Raw genomic sequence first — 15367 nt, forward strand, 5'->3', positions numbered from 1 at the left:
GGATGACGAGGCTGGATTCGGTCGAGCGCGCGGTGGCCGACATCGCCGCAGGCAAGGCCGTGGTCGTCATCGACGACGAAGACCGTGAGAACGAAGGCGACCTGATCTTCGCCGCCGAGAAGGCCACCCCCGAGCTCGTGGCGTTCATGGTGCGTTACACCTCCGGTTACCTGTGCGTGCCGCTGGCCGGCGACATCTGCGACCGGCTCGGGCTGCTGCCGATGTACGCGGTCAACCAGGACAAGCACGGCACCGCCTACACCGTCACCGTCGATGCGAAAAAGGGTGTGGGAACCGGCATTTCGGCCATGGACCGGGCGACCACGATGCGGCTGCTCGCCGATCCGGACGCGGTCGCCGACGACTTCACCAAACCCGGCCACGTGGTGCCGCTGCGCGCCAAGGACGGTGGCGTGCTGCGCAGGCCCGGCCACACCGAGGCCGCCGTCGACCTGGCCCGGCTGGCGGGGCTGCAGCCCGCCGGCGCGATCTGCGAGATCGTCAGCCAGAAGGACGAAGGCGCGATGGCGCAGACCGACGAGCTGCGGATCTTCGCCGACGAACACGACCTCGCGTTGATCTCCATCGCCGACCTGATCGAATGGCGCCGCAAGCACGAGAAGCACATCGCACGCGTCGCCGAGGCCCGCATCCCGACCCGCCACGGCGAGTTCCGGGCCGTCGGCTACACCAGCATCTACGAGGACGTCGAACACGTCGCGTTGGTCAAGGGAGAGATCTCCGGGCCGCACAGCGACGGACACGACGTGCTCGTGCGCGTGCACTCCGAATGCCTCACCGGCGACGTCTTCGGTTCCCGGCGCTGCGACTGCGGGCCCCAGCTGGACGCCGCGCTGGCCATGGTGGCCCGCGAAGGCCGGGGCGTGGTGCTCTACATGCGCGGGCACGAGGGCCGTGGCATCGGCCTGATGCACAAGCTGCAGGCCTACCAACTGCAGGACGCCGGCGACGACACCGTCGATGCCAACCTCAAGCTCGGTCTGCCCGCCGATGCCCGCGATTACGGCACCGGAGCCCAGATCCTCGTCGACCTCGGTGTGCGGTCGATGCGACTGCTGACCAACAACCCGGCCAAACGCGTGGGCCTGGACGGTTACGGCCTGCACATCATCGAGCGCGTGCCGCTTCCGGTGCGGGCCAACGCGGAGAACATCCGGTACCTGATGACCAAGCGCGACCGCATGGGCCATGACCTGGTCGGCCTTGAGGACTTCGACGAAGCGGTCCCCGGCGAGCTCGGTGGCGCGGTATGAGCCCTGCGGCCGGTGTCCCCGAACTGCCCGCACTCGATGCCAAGGACCTGAAGCTGGCCATCGTCGCCAGCACCTGGCACGAGACCATCTGCGACGCCTTGCTCGACGGTGCCCGCAAGGTGGCCGCCGGGGCCGGTATCGACGATCCGACCGTGGTCCGGGTGCTCGGCGCGATCGAGATCCCGGTGGTCGCACAGGCGCTCGCGCGCACTCACGACGCCGTGGTGGCGCTCGGCGTGGTGATCCGCGGCGAGACACCGCATTTCGATTACGTGTGTGACGCCGTGACGCAGGGCCTGACCCGGGTGTCGCTGGACGCCTCCACGCCCGTCGCCAACGGTGTGCTCACCACCAACACCGAACACCAGGCGCTGGACCGGGCCGGGCTGCCGGACTCCGCCGAGGACAAGGGCGCCCAGGCGGCGGCCGCCGCGCTGTCGACGGCGCTGACTCTGCGCCAGCTGACGTCATGAGCGGGAGCGACTGGGACATCGAGGTCAGGCCGCACCTGACGCCGTACTTCGCCTACGGCGCGGCAGCGCTGATCGTGGCCGCGCACGTCATCGTCGGCGCGTTGCTCAAGGTGGGTTCTTCCGGTGTGGTCTTCCGTACCTGGGACCAGGTCGCGATCGCGATGGTCGGTGTGGTCATCGCGTGTTTCGTCTCGTTGTTCGCGCGGCCCCGGCTGCGGGTCGGGCCGTCGGGCGTGGCGGTGCGAAACCTGTTCGGATATCGGCTGTTTCCGTGGGATCAGGTGATCGACGTGTCGTTCCACAAGGGCGCGCGCTGGGCCCGGCTGGATCTGCCCGACGACGAGTACGTCCCCGTGATGGCGATCCAGGCCGTCGACAAGCGCCGCGCGGTCGAGGCGATGGACCGCGTTCGGGCCCTGCTGCGGCGCTACCAGGCGGACGCCACCTCACCTCGTCCTTGACGGGGCCGTCGGGGCCCGGCAGTAACCTGGGAGCCGTGCCCGATCCATCGACATACCGACCCGCCCCCGGGTCGATTCCCGTCGAACCGGGCGTCTACCGATTCCGCGACCCGCACGGCCGGGTGATCTACGTCGGCAAGGCCAAGAGCCTGCGTAGCCGGCTCAACTCGTATTTCGCCGATCTCTCGGGTCTGGCCCCGAGGACCCGGCAGATGGTGACGACCGCTGCCAGTGTCGAGTGGACGGTCGTCAGCACCGAGGTCGAGGCGCTGCAGCTCGAATACAACTGGATCAAGGAATTCGACCCCCGGTTCAACATCCGCTACCGCGACGACAAGTCCTATCCTGTCCTCGCGGTGACCCTCAACGAGGAATACCCGCGGCTGAAGGTCTACCGTGGTCCGCGCCGCAAAGGGGTGCGCTACTTCGGCCCTTATTCGCACGCGTGGGCGATCCGGGAGACACTCGATCTGTTGACCCGGGTGTTCCCGGCACGCACCTGCTCGAACGGGGTCTTCAAGCGGCACAGCCAGATTGACCGTCCCTGCCTGCTCGGCTACATCGACAAATGCGCGGCGCCCTGCGTCGGCCGGGTCAGTGCCGAGGAGCACCGGCGGATCGTGCTCGACTTCTGCGACTTCCTCGCGGGTAAGACCGATCGGCTGATCCGCGAGATGGAACAACAGATGAACGCCGCCGCCGAGGAGTTGGACTTCGAGCGGGCCGCCCGGCTGCGCGACAACATCGGGGCGATGCGCCGCGCCATGGAGAAGCAGACCGTGGTTCTCGGTGACGGCACCGACGCCGACGTCGTCGCGTTCGCCGACGACGAGCTCGAAGCGGCGGTCCAGGTGTTCCACGTGCGCGGTGGCCGGGTCCGCGGCCAGCGCGGCTGGGTCATCGAAAAGTCCGGCGAGCCAGGCGAATCCACCCCCGCGTACCTGGTCGAGCAGTTCCTCACCCAGTTCTACGGCGACCAGGCCGAACTCGGCGGCGCAGCCGACGAGGCGACGAACCCGGTGCCCAGACAGGTGCTCGTCCCGGTCCTGCCCGACACGGCGGAGGAGCTGGAGACCTGGCTGTCGCAGCTGAGAGGCTCGCGGGTGTCGCTGCGGGTGCCCCAGCGCGGGGACAAGCGGACGCTCGCCGAGACGGTCAAGCGCAACGCCGAACAGGCGCTCACCCAGCACAAGCTCAAGCGGGCCGGTGACTTCACCGCCAGAAGTGCGGCGCTGCAGAGCATTCAGGAAGCGCTCGGTTTGGCGGACGCCCCGCTGCGTATCGAGTGCGTCGACATCAGCCACGTGCAGGGCACCGATGTGGTCGCCTCGTTGGTGGTGTTCGAGGACGGCCTGCCGCGCAAGTCCGACTACCGGCACTTCGCGATCAGGGAGGCGGCGGGCGACGGTCGGTCCGACGACGTCGCCTCGATCGCCGAGGTGACCCGGCGGCGGTTCCACCGCCACCTGAAGGAAACCCCGGAACCGGAAGGGCCTCCGAGCGCTCGTCCGGCCAGGTTCGCGTACCCGCCCAACCTGTTCGTCGTCGACGGCGGCGCACCGCAGGTCAATGCTGCAGCAGCGGTGCTGGACGAACTCGGCATCTCCGACGTGGCGGTGATCGGTCTGGCCAAGCGGCTGGAGGAGGTCTGGGTGCCGAACCTGGACGGCACGGCGCCCGACCCGGTGATTTTCCCGCGTAACAGTGACGGCCTGTATCTGCTGCAGCGGGTCCGCGACGAGGCGCACCGGTTCGCCATCTCCTACCACCGCAGCAAGCGGTCCAAGCGGATGACGGCCTCCGCGCTGGACTCGGTGCGCGGACTGGGCGAGCACCGCCGCAAGGCCCTTGTCACGCATTTCGGGTCACTGGCCCGACTCAAGCAGGCCAGTGTCGACGAGATCACCGCGGTGCCCGGCATCGGCGCGGCGACCGCGCGGGCCGTCCTGGAAGCGCTGGGAGCCGATTCCGGAGCGGCGCCCACGGATATCGGCAATGATCAGAGCAGGATATCGGGATGACAGAGCAGGGCATGCATCAGGAACTGCGTGGGGGAGCCGGCACCGCCGGTGGCGAGGGGGGCCTCGAAGCAGCTGCCATGGACGGTGGCGCGGACAACGGAATCGACGTCGTCCTGGTCACGGGTCTGTCCGGCGCGGGGCGGGGCACCGCGGCCAAGGTGCTCGAAGACCTCGGCTGGTATGTGGCCGACAACCTGCCGCCGGAGCTGATCGCACAGATGGTGGACCTCGGTCTGGCCGCGGGCTCGCGGATCACCCAGCTGGCGGTGGTGATGGACGTACGCTCGCGGGGCTTCACCGGCGATCTGGACTGGGTGCGCAGGGAACTGGCCACCCGCAACATCGTGCCGCGGGTGCTGTTCCTGGAGGCTTCCGACGACATCCTGGTGCGACGCTACGAACAGAACCGGCGCAGCCATCCCTTGCAGGGCAACCAGACTCTTGCCGAGGGCATCGCCGCCGAGCGCACCATGCTGGCCCCGGTGCGGGCGTCGGCCGACCTGGTGATCGACACCTCGTCGCTGTCCGTGCACGCCCTGAGGGACAGCATCGAGCGGGCCTTCGCGGGTGAGACGGTCGCCCACACCAACGTCACGGTCGAGTCGTTCGGATACAAGTACGGGCTGCCGATGGACGCCGACACCGTGATGGACGTGCGGTTCCTGCCCAACCCCCACTGGGTGGACAGGCTGCGACCGAACACCGGCCAGCACCACGAGGTCCGCGACTACGTGCTCGGCCAGCCCGGTGCCCTCGAATTCCTGGACTCCTACCATCAGCTCTTGGACGTGGTGATCGACGGATACCGCCGTGAGGGGAAGCGCTATATGACCGTCGCCATCGGATGCACCGGAGGAAAACACCGCAGTGTCGCGATGGCCGAGGCGCTCGCCGAACGCCTGCAGGACTCCGACCTGACGGTGCGCGTGCTGCACCGGGATCTGGGGCGCGAATGAGCTTCTCCGCACGCGAGGAGGACAAATGAGCTTCTCCGCACGCGAGGAGGACCGATGAGCCCCCGCATCGTCGCGCTCGGCGGTGGGCACGGCCTCTACGCCACGCTGTCGGCGGCGCGCCGGCTCACCCCGCACGTCACCGCGGTCGTCACCGTCGCCGACGACGGCGGCTCGTCGGGACGACTGCGCAGCGAACTCGACGTGGTGCCGCCCGGTGATCTTCGAATGGCGTTGGCGGCGTTGGCTTCCGACAGCCCGCACGGTCGTCTGTGGGCCACCATCATCCAGCACCGGTTCGGCGGCAGCGGCGCGCTGGCCGGCCACCCGATCGGGAACCTGATCATCGCCGGCCTCAACGAGGTGCTGGCCGACCCGGTGGCCGCCCTCGACGAGCTGGGACGGATCCTGGGCGTCAAGGGGCGGGTGCTGCCGATGTGCCCCGTAGGCCTCGGTATCGAGGCCGACGTGGTGGGGCTGGAATCCGATCCGCGCGTCAGCCGCGCGATCCGGGGCCAGGTGGCGATCGCCACCACCGTGGGCAAGGTGCGCAGGGTGCGGCTGCTGCCGAGCGACCCACCCGCCACCCACCAGGCCGTCGACGCGATCATGAACGCCGACCTCGTCGTCCTCGGCCCGGGTTCGTGGTTCACCAGCGTCATCCCGCACGTGCTGGTGCCGCAGTTGGCCGCCGCGCTGCAGGCCACCACCGCGCGGCGCGCGCTGGTGCTGAACCTGGTCGCTGAGCCGGGGGAGACGGCAGGCTTCTCGGTGGAGCGTCACATCCACGTCCTGGCACAGCACGCGCCCGGGTTCACCGTGCACGACATCATCGTCGATTCGGCCAGGGTGCCGAGCGAGCGCGAGCGCGAGCAACTGCGCCGCACCGCCACCATCCTCGACGCCGACGTTGAGTTTGCTGACGTATCCAGACCTGGTACACCTTTACATGACCCGGCGAGGCTGGCCGCGGCGCTGGAGGGGGTTCGCAAGCGCGGCATTTCGCCCAACGGCATGAACCAGGGCGTCCAGCAGCCGACCGTGCCCACCCCGACAGCGAACGGACCGAGAGGTGACGACCCGTGGCGATGACAGCCGAGGTCAAGGATGAACTCAGCAGGTTGGTGGTCAACTCGGTAAGTGCGCGCCGTGCCGAGGTGGCCTCGCTGCTGCGGTTCGCCGGCGGGCTGCACATCGTGTCCGGCCGTGTGGTGGTCGAGGCCGAGGTCGATCTGGGCATCATCGCGCGCCGGCTCCGCAAGGACATCTACGACCTCTACGGCTACAACGCGGTGGTGCACGTGCTCTCGGCCAGCGGCATCCGCAAGAGCACGCGGTACGTGGTGCGCGTGGCCAAGGACGGGGAGGCGCTGGCCCGTCAGACCGGACTTCTCGACCTGCGCGGCCGGCCCGTGCGCGGACTGCCGGCCCAGGTGGTCGGCGGCAGCGTGGGCGACGCCGAAGCTGCTTGGCGCGGAGCGTTTTTGGCCCACGGTTCGTTGACCGAGCCGGGCCGCTCGTCGGCGCTGGAGGTCAGCTGCCCCGGGCCTGAGGCGGCGCTGGCGCTGGTCGGCGCGGCCCGGCGACTCGGGGTGAGCGCCAAGGCCCGCGAGGTGCGCGGCAGCGACCGCGTCGTGGTCCGCGACGGGGAGGCCATCGGCGCGTTGCTCACCCGGATGGGCGCCCAGGACACCCGGCTCACATGGGAGGAGCGGCGCATGCGCCGCGAGGTGCGGGCCACCGCGAACCGGCTCGCCAACTTCGACGACGCCAACCTGCGCCGGTCGGCGCGCGCCGCGGTGGCCGCGGCCGCCCGGGTGGAGCGCGCGCTGCAGATTCTGGGCGACACGGTGCCCGACCATCTGGCCGCCGCGGGCAACCTGCGTGTCGCGCACCGCCAGGCCTCACTGGAGGAGCTCGGTCGGTTGGCCGACCCGCCGATGACCAAAGACGCTGTGGCGGGCCGTATTCGGCGGCTGCTGTCGATGGCCGACCGGAAGGCGAAGCAGGACGGGATCCCCGACACCGAGTCCGCCGTCACGCCGGACCTGCTCGAGGACGCCTAGTCCAGCAGTGTGTCGAGCGCCCTCCGGTCCAAGACTTGGAAGTCGTGGTCTTCGACGTGCATGTAATGCCGGACCCGGTTGACGAAGTCGTTGATCGACGCGTTGAACACGTCGGTGGCCGCGCTGAGCTTCTCCGATGACAGCGCCGAGGTGATCTCCTGCGCGAACGCGCTGTAGATCACCCGCTGAGCGCTGTCGGCGATGTCGCTCGGCGCGACCAGGCGAAGTTCGGTGAGCAGCGTGATGGCGCGCTTGATGTCGTCCTCGAGCAGTCCGGTGACGCGCACGACCCGGAACAGGACGGCGAGGCGGTTCAGGTTCTCCGGGATGGACGGGTCGATCTCCCGGGCCATTTCGACCAGCTGTGCGTGGTCTTCGGCGTTCGCCAGCCGCTTGGTCAACCCGACCCATTCCGGGGAGATCTGCTTGAGTCCGGCGCTGGCCACCGAGATCTCGGTCATCGCGGCGACGAACCGGACCGTGGCGTCGCGCAGCAGGTCGAACTTCTGCCGTTCTTCCTCCTGGATGCTCTGCTGTTCATGCGTCTTCTTCGAGGTCCAGTACGCCGCGAACCCGCCTACCATCGTGCCGAGAAGACTCGCGGAGGCGGTGATCGCCGGAATCACCCAGTCGGTCATGCACCGAGTATCGCGTTCTATACCGTGGCCTCATGGGTGTTCTGAGGGTCGGTGTGGCGTATCCGGATCCGCCCTTCAATGCCATGCCCGGCCAGTCCGGTCTCGACATCGACGTGATGACCGCGCTCGCGGACGCGCTCGGGGAGAACGCCGAGTTCATCGCCTACGACGGCGCGGACTTCGACGGCATCTTCGACCGGCTCGCCGCCGGCGACTACGACTGCGTCATCGCCGGGACCACCGTCACGCCCGCGCGGGAGCACAATGCCGCGTTCCTGCCGCCGTACCTGGTCTCCGGTCAGGGCCTTGCCGTGGACACCACGCGGCTGCCGCACGTGCACTCCGTCGACGACCTGGCCGGTCTGACGATCGGCGTGCAGCGCGGAAACACCAGTGAGTCGATCGCCGGGCGGCTGGTCGCCGACGGCAAGGCCGCACGCGTGCGGGTCTACGACTACGGCGCGATCAGCACCGCGATCGCCGACCTCGTCGCAGGCGGCTGTGATGCCGTGATGAAGCTCGCCCCGGTGCTGGCCGAGCTGGTGAAAGACGTGCCCGGCGTGGAGGTGGTGCAGCGCAATCTGTCTGCCGAGAACATCGCGATCGCCGTCAATCCGGCGGACCAGCAGCTTCTCGCGCGCCTCCAGGTCGCCCAGGCCGAGCTCGAGGAGGACGGCACGATGCAGCGCATCCGACGCAAATGGCTCGGTAACCCGTACGTCGACCAGAGTTCAGGAATGCTCTAGCGGCGGCAGGGGCGACCGTGCGCAGGTGGAAGGGCTACTACTAGGCTGGCTGCCGAGCATTGCCGACGATTCATGATCGAACCAGAGGAGACAGACGTGACGATCCGGGTAGGCGTGAACGGCTTCGGCCGTATCGGGCGCAACTTCTTCCGCGCACTGGACGCGCAGAAGGCGGACGGCAAGAACACCGACATCGAGATCGTCGCCGTCAACGACCTCACCGACAACGCCACGCTGGCGCACCTGCTGAAGTTCGACTCGATCCTGGGCCGGCTGCCCTACGACGTCAGCCTCGAGGGTGAGGACACCATCGTCGTCGGCGACACCAAGATCAAGGCCCTCGAGGTCAAGGAAGGCCCGGCGGCACTGCCGTGGGGCGATCTGGGTGTCGACGTCGTCGTCGAGTCCACCGGCATCTTCACCGCCCGCGCCAAGGCGCAGGGCCACCTGGACGCGGGCGCCAAGAAGGTCATCATCTCCGCGCCGGCCAGCGACGAGGACATCACCATCGTGCTCGGCGTCAACGACGACAAGTACGACGGCAGCCAGAACATCATCTCCAACGCGTCGTGCACCACGAACTGCCTCGGCCCGCTGGCCAAGGTCCTCAACGACGAGTTCGGCATCGTCAAGGGCCTGATGACCACCGTGCACGCCTATACCCAGGACCAGAACCTGCAGGACGGCCCGCACAAGGATCTGCGCCGCGCGCGGGCGGCCGCGCTCAACATCGTGCCCACGTCCACCGGCGCCGCCAAGGCGATCGGCCTGGTGCTGCCCGAACTCAAGGGCAAGCTGGACGGCTATGCGCTGCGGGTTCCGATCCCCACCGGCTCGTGCACCGACCTGACCGCCGAGCTGGCCAAGCCGGGCACCGCCGCCGAGATCAACGCGGCGATGAAGGCGGCGGCGGAGGGACCGCTCAAGGGCATCCTCAAGTACTACGACGCACCGATCGTCTCCAGCGACATCGTCACCGATCCGCACAGCTCGATCTTCGATTCGGGCCTGACCAAGGTCATCGACAATCAGGCCAAGGTCGTCTCCTGGTACGACAACGAGTGGGGCTACTCCAACCGCCTCGTCGATCTCGTCGGCCTCGTCGGCAAGTCGCTCTAACTGCAATGGGGATCAAGTCACTCGACGACCTTCTCTCCGAAGGGGTAACGGGGCGGGGCGTGTTGGTGCGCTCCGATTTGAACGTGCCCGTCGACGACGATGGCAACATCTCTGATCCGGGACGCATCATCGCCTCGGTGCCCACGTTGAAGGCGTTGAGTGACGCCGGCGCCAAGGTGGTCGTCACCGCCCACCTCGGCCGGCCCAAGGGCGAGCCGGATCCGAAGTTCTCCCTCGCGCCGGTCGCCAAGGCGCTCGGGGAGAAGCTCGGTCGGCACGTGCAGCTGGCCGGCGACGTGGTCGGCACCGACGCCCTGGCCCGCGCCGAAGGGCTGACCGACGGCGACATCCTGCTGCTGGAGAACATCCGCTTCGATCCGCGCGAGACCAGCAAGGACGACGCGGAGCGGCTCAAGCTGGCCAAGGCGCTCGTCGAACTCGTCGGTGGAGAAGATGGTTCGTCTGCTGCCTTTGTTTCTGATGGCTTCGGGGTGGTGCACCGCAAGCAGGCGTCGGTCTACGACGTGGCGACGCTGCTGCCGCACTACGCAGGCACTCTGGTCGACACCGAGATCAAGGTGCTGGCCCAGCTGACCGAGGCAGGCGAGCGACCCTACGCCGTGGTGCTCGGCGGCTCGAAGGTGTCGGACAAGCTGGCCGTCATCGAGAACCTGGCGACCAAGGCCGACAGCCTGGTCATCGGGGGCGGAATGTGCTTCACCTTCCTTGCCGCACAAGGGCTTTCGGTGGGCAGCTCGCTGCTCGAAGAGAGCATGGTCGAGACGTGCCGCAAGCTGCTCGACGACTACGGCGACGTGCTGCACCTGCCGGTGGACATCGTGGTCGCGGAGAAGTTCGCCGCCGACTCACCCGCCGAGACGGTCGCCGCCGACCGGATCCCCGACGACAAGATGGGCCTGGACATCGGCCCGGAGTCGGTGAAGCGCTTCACCGCGCTGCTGTCCAACGCCAAGACGATCTTCTGGAACGGCCCGATGGGCGTGTTCGAGTTCCCGGCGTTCGCCGCGGGCACCAAGGGGGTGGCCGAGGCCATCATCGGTGCCACCGGCAAGGGTGCGTTCAGCGTGGTCGGCGGCGGCGACTCTGCCGCCGCGGTGCGCCAGCTCGGGCTGCCCGAAGACGGCTTCTCGCACATTTCCACCGGCGGCGGCGCGTCGCTGGAATACCTTGAGGGCAAAGAGCTGCCCGGTATCCAAGTACTCGAGTAGTCCTGACTTCCAAACCTAGGAGAGCCACTTGTCCCGTAAGCCGCTGATCGCCGGCAACTGGAAGATGAACCTGAACCACTTCGAGGCGATCGCGCTGGTTCAGAAGATCGCATTCTCGTTGCCGGACAAGTACTTCGACAAGGTCGATGTCACGGTCATCCCGCCGTTCACCGATCTGCGCAGCGTTCAGACACTGGTCGACGGCGACAAGCTGCGGCTCACCTACGGTGCGCAGGACGTGTCGCAGCACGACTCCGGGGCCTACACCGGCGAGATCAGCGGCGCGTTCCTCGCCAAGCTCGGCTGCACGTTCGCCGTCGTCGGGCACTCCGAGCGGCGGACCTATCACAACGAGGACGACGCGCTGGTGGCGGCGAAGGCGGCCGCGGCGTTCAAGCACGGGCTGACCCCGATCATCTGCATCGGTGAGCACCTCGACGTCCGCGAGGCCGGCAACCACGTCGAGTACAACGTCAACCAGCTGCGCGGCTCGCTGGCCGGACTGAGTGTCGAGCAGATCGGTCAGGCTGTTATCGCCTACGAGCCGGTGTGGGCGATCGGCACCGGCCGGGTGGCCAGCGCCGCCGATGCCCAAGAGGTCTGTAAAGCGATCCGGGACGAGCTGGGCAACCTGGCCTCACCGGAGCTCGCCGCCGGTGTGCGGGTGCTCTACGGCGGTTCGGTGAACGCGAAGAACGTCGGTGAGATCGTCGGCCAGGCCGATGTCGACGGTGCGCTGGTCGGTGGCGCGTCGCTGGACGGCGAGCAGTTCTCGATGCTGTCGGCAATCGCCGCAGGCGGGCCTCTTCCCTGACCGTCTGCGTCGTTCGGTAGTCTGGCCGCTATGCAATTGGCCCTGCAGATCACCCTGGTCGTGACCAGCGTGCTGGTCGTTCTCCTGGTTCTGCTGCATCGCGCCAAGGGCGGCGGCCTGTCCAGCCTGTTCGGTGGTGGTGTGCAGTCAAGCCTGTCCGGCTCCACCGTCGTGGAGAAGAACCTCGACCGGCTGACGCTGTTCGTCACCGGCATCTGGATCGTCTCCATCGTGGGGATGGCCCTGCAGATCAAGTACGGCTAATTCTGCTTGCCACCTGACCTGTCTCGTTCTGCAGCCTCGACGGGCAGCGGAGATAATCGATTGATGGGTCAAGCTCCGGAGATGTCCGAGACCGCGCTCGAACCGATCGGAGCCGTCCACCGCACCCAGGTGGGCCGGGACGCCACCGAGCCGATGCGCGAGGACATCCGGCTGCTCGGGGCGATCCTCGGTGACACCGTGCGCGAGCAGAACGGCGACGAGGTGTTCGACCTCATCGAGCGGGCCCGTGTCGAGGCGTTCCGGGTGCGCCGCTCCGAGATCGACCGTGCCGACATCGCCAAGTTGTTCGACGGGGTCGACGTCCACCTCGCCCTCCCGGTGATCCGCGCCTTCACGCACTTCGCCCTGCTGGCCAACGTGGCCGAGGACATCCACCGGGAACGCCGCAGGACAGTCCACGAAGCGGCCGGGGAACCGCCGCAGGACAGCAGCCTTGCCGCCACCTACCTCAAACTCGACAGCGCCGAACTCGATGCGGTCGCCGTTGCCGACGCTCTCGCCGGCGCGCTGGTCTCCCCGGTCATCACCGCCCATCCCACCGAGACGCGCCGCCGCACCGTCTTCGACACCCAGCACCGCATCACCGAGCTGATGCGGTTGCGACTGCACGGGCACACCACCGCGGACGGCCGGGACATCGACCGCGAACTGCGCCGCCACATCCTCACGTTGTGGCAGACCGCCTTGATCCGGTTGTCCCGCTTGAAGATCCAGGATGAGATCGAGACGGGGTTGCGGTACTACGCGGCGGCGTTCTTCGAGGTGATCCCACAGGTGAACGCCGAGGTGCGCACGGCGTTGCAGGCCCGCTGGCCGGAGGGCGGGCTGCTCGAAGAGCCGATCGTGCGGCCCGGGTCGTGGATCGGTGGCGACCGCGACGGCAACCCGAACGTGACCGCCGATGTGGTCCGGCTCGCCACCGGAAGCGCCGCCCACACCGCGTTCGCGCACTACTTCGCCGAGCTCACCGCCCTCGAGCAGGAGCTGTCGATGTCGGCGCGGCTCGTGCACATCAGCGATCAGCTGGGAGCCCTTGCCGACGCCTGCCACGAGCCGGCGCGGGCCGACGAACCGTACCGTCGGGCCCTTCGTGTGGTGCACGCTCGGCTGACCGCGACCGCCCGGCAGATCCTCGACCGTCAGCCCGAGCACGAGCTCGACCTCGGAATGGATCCCTACTCCGCACCCGGCGAGCTCCTGGACGACCTCGACGTCATCGACGCGTCGCTGCGCGCCAACGGCAGCGCGGTCCTGGCCGACGACAGGCTGGCTCGTCTGCGGGAAGCGGTGCGGGTGTTCGGGTTCCATCTGTCAGGGCTCGACATGCGGCAGAACTCCGACGTGCACGAAGAGGTCGTCGCCGAGCTGTTGGCGTGGGCCGGTGTGCACCCCGACTACGCGAGTCTGGGCGAGTCCGAACGCGTCGAGATCCTGGCCGCCGAGTTGGGTACCCGCCGCCCACTGATCGGCCAAGACGCCGAGCTGTCCGAACTGGCGCGCAAGGAACTCGACATCGTGGCGGCCGCGGCCAGAGCCGTGCACGTGTTCGGGCCGGAGGCCGTGCCGAACTATGTCATCTCGATGTGCCAGTCCGTCTCGGACATGCTCGAGGCCGCGATCCTGCTGAAAGAGGCGGGACTGCTCGATGCGACCTCGGCGCACCCGTACGCACCCGTCGGGATCGTGCCGCTGTTCGAAACCATCGACGACCTCCAGCATGGCGCGTCCATTCTCGAAGCGGCGCTTGACCTTCCGCTGTACCGGGCAGTCGTCACGGCCCGCGGCGGCAGCCAGGAGGTCATGCTCGGCTACTCGGACTCCAACAAGGACGGCGGCTATCTGGCCGCGAACTGGGCGCTCTACCGCGCGGAGCTGGACCTGGTGGAGTCGGCGCGCAGGACCGGCATCCGCCTGCGCCTGTTCCACGGCCGCGGCGGCACCGTAGGCCGCGGCGGTGGACCCAGTTACGACGCGATCCTGGCGCAGCCGCCCGGCGCAGTGCAGGGTTCGCTGCGCCTCACCGAGCAGGGCGAGGTCATCGCCGCGAAGTACGCTGAGCCCAGGATCGCGCGCCGCAACCTGGAGACGCTGCTCGCCGCCACGCTGGAGGCCACCCTGCTCGACGTCGAGGGGCTCGGAGACGCCGCGAACCCGGCCTACGAGGTGCTCGACGATCTCGCGGCGCGCGCGCAGCGGGCCTACGCCGAACTTGTGCACGAGACACCGGGTTTCGTCGAGTACTTCAAGGCATCGACACCCGTCAGCGAGATCGGTGCGCTCAACATCGGCAGCCGTCCCACCTCGCGCAAGCCGACGACGTCCATCTCGGACCTGCGCGCCATCCCGTGGGTGCTGGCGTGGAGCCAGTCCCGGGTCATGCTGCCCGGCTGGTACGGCACCGGAACCGCGTTCGAGGAGTATGTGGGCGAAGGCCCCGGCAGTGCGGAGCGCCTCGCGGTGCTGCAGGACCTGTACCGACGGTGGCCGTTCTTCGCGACGGTGTTGTCGAACATGGCTCAGGTGCTCGCGAAATCCGATCTGGGGCTGGCGTACCGGTACGCGGAGCTTGTCGAGGACGAGGCGCTGCGCCGACGGGTGTTCGACAAGATCGCCGACGAACACCAACGCACGATCCGCATGCACGAGCTGATCACCGGGCACGACGATCTGCTGGCCGACAACCCGGCGCTGGCCCGGTCGGTGTTCAACCGTTTCCCGTACCTGGAGCCGCTCAATCATCTTCAGGTGGAGCTGCTGCGCCGCTACCGTTCCGGCGATCAGGACGAACTGGTGCAGCGCGGCATCCTGCTGACGATGAGCGGACTGGCCACCGCGCTGCGCAACAGCGGCTGAATTGTCGCTGTCGCGACGGTGGCTGGATTGTCGCTGTCGCGACGGTGGCTACAGCCCCGTGCTCCGGCGCACCCTGTCGACCGCGCCGCGGATCGCGTGTTCGGTGGCGGCCAGCGGGGAGATCACCGACTCGCCGACGCCGACGATGCGTTCCACCCGGGTGACGATGCCCTCCATCCGATCGACGACACCGTGCAGGCGGGGCGCGAGTTCGTTGATCTGATTGATGGTGTCGTTGAACCGCTCCAGCGTGACGTCGAGGTTGGCGGTGGCCTTGTTGAGGTCCTCCAGCGTCTCCCCGAGGCCTTCGAGGATGGTGTCGACCTGCTCGACGGTGACGTCGGCGTTCATTGCCGCCTGTGCGAGCTTGCGGATCCGCTCCGGGCCGGTCCGTACTGGTCTGCCACCCTTGTCTGCCATTCGGCCAGTATGACC

15 protein-coding genes are annotated in these 15367 nt (G+C 68.3%); 13 read left to right on the top strand and 2 right to left on the bottom strand.

The window, feature by feature from the left end:
* Window positions 1-2: 2 nt before the first annotated feature.
* The 7 genes from BN976_RS28350 (at window position 3) to whiA (ending at window position 7248) form a co-directional block, all read left to right on the top strand.
* Complete coding sequence (locus tag BN976_RS28350; protein WP_011779909.1) at window positions 3-1274, top strand: bifunctional 3,4-dihydroxy-2-butanone-4-phosphate synthase/GTP cyclohydrolase II; 1272 nt, start codon at window positions 3-5, stop codon at window positions 1272-1274.
* Window positions 1271-1747 (top strand): 6,7-dimethyl-8-ribityllumazine synthase, encoded by a 477-nt coding sequence (gene ribH / locus BN976_RS28355; RefSeq protein WP_036376185.1) that lies wholly within the window; start codon window positions 1271-1273, stop codon window positions 1745-1747. Before BN976_RS28350 ends, ribH begins: the two co-directional genes overlap by 4 nt.
* The gene (locus tag BN976_RS28360) at window positions 1744-2208 is read left to right on the top strand and encodes a PH domain-containing protein (RefSeq protein WP_036376187.1); all 465 of its coding nucleotides are present in this window, start codon (window positions 1744-1746) and stop codon (window positions 2206-2208) included. Before ribH ends, BN976_RS28360 begins: the two co-directional genes overlap by 4 nt.
* Window positions 2209-2243: 35 nt before the next feature.
* Window positions 2244-4229 (top strand): excinuclease ABC subunit UvrC, encoded by a 1986-nt coding sequence (gene uvrC / locus BN976_RS28365; protein WP_036376190.1) that lies wholly within the window; start codon window positions 2244-2246, stop codon window positions 4227-4229.
* A 77-nt stretch (window positions 4230-4306) separates the two neighbouring features.
* Window positions 4307-5185 carry an RNase adapter RapZ gene (gene rapZ / locus BN976_RS28370; protein WP_105389079.1) on the top strand — a complete coding sequence of 293 codons (879 nt, stop codon included), beginning with the start codon at window positions 4307-4309 and terminating at the stop codon, window positions 5183-5185.
* A 54-nt stretch (window positions 5186-5239) separates the two neighbouring features.
* A complete protein-coding gene (gene yvcK / locus BN976_RS28375) occupies window positions 5240-6274 on the top strand; it encodes a uridine diphosphate-N-acetylglucosamine-binding protein YvcK (RefSeq protein WP_036376195.1) in 1035 nt (344 codons plus the stop codon).
* Window positions 6271-7248, top strand: coding sequence for a DNA-binding protein WhiA (gene whiA, locus BN976_RS28380; protein ID WP_011779915.1), 978 nt, complete (start codon window positions 6271-6273; stop codon window positions 7246-7248). Before yvcK ends, whiA begins: the two co-directional genes overlap by 4 nt.
* Here the strand turns inward: whiA and BN976_RS28385 are convergent.
* Window positions 7245-7886 (bottom strand): hypothetical protein, encoded by a 642-nt coding sequence (locus BN976_RS28385; protein WP_036376201.1) that lies wholly within the window; start codon window positions 7884-7886, stop codon window positions 7245-7247. The two genes, whiA and BN976_RS28385, sit on opposite strands and share 4 nt — an antisense overlap.
* A gap of 32 nt (window positions 7887-7918) precedes the next feature.
* Between BN976_RS28385 and BN976_RS28390 the strand changes: the two genes are divergently transcribed.
* The 6 genes from BN976_RS28390 (at window position 7919) to ppc (ending at window position 14932) form a co-directional block, all read left to right on the top strand.
* Window positions 7919-8632, top strand: a complete 714-nt coding sequence (locus tag BN976_RS28390; RefSeq protein WP_036376203.1) for an ABC transporter substrate-binding protein — start codon at window positions 7919-7921, stop codon at window positions 8630-8632.
* Window positions 8633-8728: 96 nt separating this feature from the next.
* Window positions 8729-9751, top strand: coding sequence for a type I glyceraldehyde-3-phosphate dehydrogenase (gap, locus tag BN976_RS28395; protein WP_036376319.1), 1023 nt, complete (start codon window positions 8729-8731; stop codon window positions 9749-9751).
* A gap of 5 nt (window positions 9752-9756) precedes the next feature.
* A complete protein-coding gene (locus BN976_RS28400) occupies window positions 9757-10980 on the top strand; it encodes a phosphoglycerate kinase (protein WP_011779919.1) in 1224 nt (407 codons plus the stop codon).
* A 28-nt stretch (window positions 10981-11008) separates the two neighbouring features.
* Window positions 11009-11794, top strand: coding sequence for a triose-phosphate isomerase (tpiA, locus tag BN976_RS28405; RefSeq protein ID WP_036376206.1), 786 nt, complete (start codon window positions 11009-11011; stop codon window positions 11792-11794).
* A 30-nt stretch (window positions 11795-11824) separates the two neighbouring features.
* Window positions 11825-12058 carry a preprotein translocase subunit SecG gene (gene secG / locus BN976_RS28410; RefSeq protein WP_011779921.1) on the top strand — a complete coding sequence of 78 codons (234 nt, stop codon included), beginning with the start codon at window positions 11825-11827 and terminating at the stop codon, window positions 12056-12058.
* 63 nt (window positions 12059-12121) lie between these two features.
* On the top strand, window positions 12122-14932 hold the full coding sequence (gene ppc, locus BN976_RS28415; RefSeq protein WP_036376210.1) for a phosphoenolpyruvate carboxylase: 2811 nt from the start codon (window positions 12122-12124) through the stop codon (window positions 14930-14932).
* 48 nt (window positions 14933-14980) lie between these two features.
* Here the strand turns inward: ppc and BN976_RS28420 are convergent, their stop codons facing one another.
* Window positions 14981-15352, bottom strand: coding sequence for a hypothetical protein (locus BN976_RS28420; protein ID WP_011779923.1), 372 nt, complete (start codon window positions 15350-15352; stop codon window positions 14981-14983).
* Window positions 15353-15367 lie beyond the last annotated feature (15 nt).

Source organism: Mycolicibacterium austroafricanum (genome assembly GCF_000612725.1).
Taxonomy (GTDB): Bacteria; Actinomycetota; Actinomycetes; order Mycobacteriales; family Mycobacteriaceae; genus Mycobacterium; species Mycobacterium austroafricanum.